At 54.7% G+C, this 3,932-nt stretch carries 2 protein-coding genes; both read left to right on the top strand.

Features of this window, described 5'->3' with window-relative positions:
• Positions 1-168 precede the first annotated feature (168 nt).
• Positions 169-3,027 (top strand): TonB-dependent receptor, encoded by a 2,859-nt coding sequence (locus tag QN359_RS19475; RefSeq protein ID WP_322250991.1) that lies wholly within the window; start codon positions 169-171, stop codon positions 3,025-3,027.
• Between the two features lie 19 nt (positions 3,028-3,046).
• A complete protein-coding gene (locus tag QN359_RS19470) occupies positions 3,047-3,838 on the top strand; it encodes an outer membrane protein OmpK (protein WP_322250992.1) in 792 nt (263 codons plus the stop codon).
• Positions 3,839-3,932 lie beyond the last annotated feature (94 nt).

Genomic DNA, 3,932 nt, shown 5'->3' with positions numbered 1-3,932 from the left:
CTTTTGCGACAGCCTCTTTTGGCCGGTGAGCGACGAAGGAGCGACCCGATGGGAGGGGATGCAAACCCCTTCCAGAGTTTTTTTCATCGTCGCTTGCGACGATCCATTTAGTTGTCTGATGTAAGCATTTTTCTGTTGGTTTGTTGTACTTCCAAAGGAGATTTGTTCATGGAATTAAAAAAAACGGCCGTCGCGCTCGCTTTTCCCACGATCATCGTACCGCCTGCTGTGGCTCAGCAAGACATCGCTGCAGAAGCTGCACAACAGCAAGTGATCATCAGCGGTTCGCACATACGGCGCGCTGAGAAAGAAGGCTCGAGCCCAATACAAAGTATCAGCGCCGACGACTTGAAGAAATCGGGCTACACCACGGTGTCTGAAGTACTACGCAATATTACCGCGAATGGCCAAGGCACACTCAGTCAAGGTTTCGGACGTGCATTCGCGTCAGGCGCGAGTGGTATTTCTTTGCGTGGTCTCAACGTCGGCGCGACCTTAATACTCATCGATGGTCATCGGCTCGCCGCCTATCCCTTGGCCGACGATGGCCAACGTCCATTCGTCGATATCACCAGCATTCCCTTTGAAGCGGTCGAAAGAATCGACATCGTCAAAGACGGTGCCTCGGCAATTTATGGTTCCGATGCGATTGCCGGCGTGGTCAATGTCATCTTAAAGAAAAGCTACCTCGGTTCCCGCATCACGGCCGAAGTCGGCACGAGCGAGCAGGGTGGTGGTACGACACAGCGCGCTTCGTTGATCCATGGCTTCGGCAACCTCGCCAGCGATGGGTACAATGCTTACGGCGGCATCGAATACCGCTCTCAGGGCTCGATCGCATTAAGCCAACGCAGCGGCCAAGACTGGAGCCGCAGCGACTGGCGTGGTCAGGGCGGCATGCATCTGACGCCCGGCGCGGTCAATAGTCTCATTCCTCAGCCCAACATTCAAACACCGTATTTGTTTAATCCGCACGGGGTGGTCGGGGCTAATGGCGCGGCCGATATCGATAATCCGGCTAACTACTCTTTTTATCCGGGGCGCTGCGTCGGCTTGGCGGCACTCAAGGCCGGCCAGTGTACTTACACCGATCCTTGGTACCAATTGCAAGCACCAAGCGAGCACCTCAACCTGCTCGCCAGTGTGAGCGGCAAATTGCGCGATGACTGGGAATGGAATCTCAAGGCATCGCTGTTCCAAAGTCGCACCCGTGTCGTGGTTGGTAGCGTTCCTACTTTCCCGCATCCGTCTTACCCCGGCAATGTTGCATTGGGGCCTGGGATCACGCCATATCAGGTCGGGGCGGTCTCCGATTTCGCCGTGCCAGCCGGCTATCCTGGTAACCCCTTTTCAGGCCCTGCCTATGTGTATGGCTATCTGCCTGATCTTGGTCCGCTGACGATAGATAACGACAGCAAGACGCTGCGTGTGGTCGGTGAAATCAACGGCAGTCTCGGTGCTTGGGATGTCAGCGCCGCGCTCGGTTTGACACGCGTTGACATGCGCCAAGACATGCACAATTACATCAGCCGCACTCGCTTGCTCGGCCTCTTGCACGACCCCCAGCCGTTCCAAATCACGGGCAATAATTCTCCTGCCATGATGGCCGCCTTGGCACCGCCGGTAGGCATCAGTAAGACCAGTGAATTGCACTTTATCGAAGCGCGTGGGCAGCGGCCATTATATGAACTGGCCGGCGGGCCCTTGGTGCTCTTGGTCGGTGGCAGCTATCAGTACCGCAATCTCGCCTCACCGGCACCGCAACAATTCGCGCTAGGCCAGCTTGATAGTGGTTCCGCCGTCTATGCGTTCGGCCGCCAGAAAAATGCCGCCGTCTATGCCGAGCTGTATGCACCAGTGCGTAACAAGCTCGAACTCGAGGCCGCCTTACGGTTTGATCATTACGATACCTACGGCTATTCCACCACCCCGAAACTCGGTTTCAAATACACCCCGACCAATGCGCTTAGTCTGCGTGGTACTTATTCGCACGGCTTTCGTGCGCCGGCACCGACGGAAAATCAAAGCGCCGGCTCACGCTTTCAGTTTAATGCCATCAACGACCCGCTTACGTGTAGCGATGGCAATACCGCCACTGCGGGCAATGTCATCAACGCCTGTAATTTCCAACCACCCTACCTACAGGTGACGACATCGAACATACAACCGGAAAAGTCGAAGGCACTCACGCTCGGCTTGATACTCGAACCGGTGCAAGGCTGGAGCACCACTCTTGATTACTACCGTATCGAAATCAAAGATTTGATCGCCAGCGAATCCGGCTTGTCCGGCTACCGCCCCGAGTATGTGCGCGGCCCCGCGCAGCCGACCTTGATCGCTGATGGGCAAGGTGGCAGTTATATGGGCACGCCGGCCGTCGGCCCTATCCTCTACGCCACCTCGGCCTATGTGAATGCCAATGCGATCAGCACTTCCGGCTTCGAATTTGGCAGCCGCTTCCGTCATCGTCTCAGTGACGCTGCTGCGCTTACGGCCGAGCTGCAATGGACCCATACACTCAGCTATCGCATGCGCATAGACGGTGTCTCTTATGAACTCGCTGGCACCCACGGACCGACTATTTACTCCGGTGACACCGGCAATCCACGTGATCGCGTACAAGTTACGCTGGCGTATGATCGCGGCCCGTTCAATCTGAGCACCAGTTTTAACTGGATAGGCGGCTTTAACGTCCTCGATCCTTCCGCCGGTCAGGGTAAAAACGATACCTGCGAAAATTCGCTGCAAAACTCGAACAACTATTTTTTTGGTGCGACTTATCCGCAGCAGTATTGCAAGGTCGAAAGCTTTCTGTCTACTAATCTCTCAGCCAGCTACCAAATCGACAAACACTGGAGTGTGCGCGCTGCCATCACCAACTTATTCAACCAGTCGCCACCGCTCGATTTGCAAACCTATGCAGCTATCGGCACCGTGAGCGGGAGCAGCACCGCGTATAACCCCTCATTACATCAAGCCGGTGCGATTGGCCGGTATTTCCATCTCGCCGCGTCCTATAGCTTTTGATTTTCTTACGGAGCCACACGTGATAAAACGCTTGCTTTCGACTGCCATACTGAGCGCGGCCTGTAGTCTGACATACGCGCAGACCAGTGGTTTTCTCACTGCCAGTCTGAATCGACTCAACTGGAGCGGCTCTACGATTGCGCGCAGCAACGTCGGGCCTATCGGCCAAAAAGCACATTTCACCTATCTCGAAATCGAAGCTGGAAAGCTCGGTGAGTGGGGCGATTTATATGGCTTTGCCGATATCGAAAACCCACATCATGCCAATGACTACGAGCGCGATCCACGTGGCAATCGTCGTTTCGTGCTCAAGCTGGTCGGCCGTCATCAATTAAGCAAGATCGCCGGTGTTCCTCTGTTCGCCTATGCTCAGATCTATGATCTGCGCGATAAAGATTTTTTCGACCAGAATCGCGTGTTCGGCTTGTCGACTGAATTGTCGGAAGGCAAGCTGTGGATCAAGCCATTTCTTGGCGTGCATCAAGAATTCAAATCGGGTATTGGTGCGCAATTCAATGGTGGTATGGCCGGTTACGTAGCCGGCTATGACTTCAGCTTGGCCGGACAGGCACTCTCTGTGACGCAGTGGCACGAAACCGAGTTTTCCAGACGCAGTCAATTCTTGACGATGGCTGAACCGGATCGCATCGTCACCGGCCATCGCAGCGGCCAAAATGGTGCCGTCTCCTTGTGGTGGAAAATCGCAGCTGATATCAGCACCGGGCTCAGTTATCGCTACGCGAACCACAAGCTCGGTGTGGCCGGAATCGAAGATGGCTGGATTATCACAGTGAAATACCATTTCAAATAAGGAAAAAAATTATGGTCGTCAATTACCCCGGCCTCAAGAGGCTGTCGCAAAAGCCTGATGGACGTTTTTTACACCTGAAACACCGCATACCTCG

The sequence above is a fragment of the Undibacterium sp. 5I2 genome (genome assembly GCF_035019605.1).
Lineage (GTDB): Bacteria > Pseudomonadota > Gammaproteobacteria > Burkholderiales > Burkholderiaceae_D > Undibacterium.
This window is presented reverse-complemented; position numbering and strand designations above follow the sequence as displayed.

Excerpts from the sequence above, each read along its gene's own strand:
- QN359_RS19475 (WP_322250991.1), top strand. The coding sequence starts at position 169 with ATGGAATTAAAAAAAACGGCCGTCGCGCTCGCTTTTCCCACGATCATC.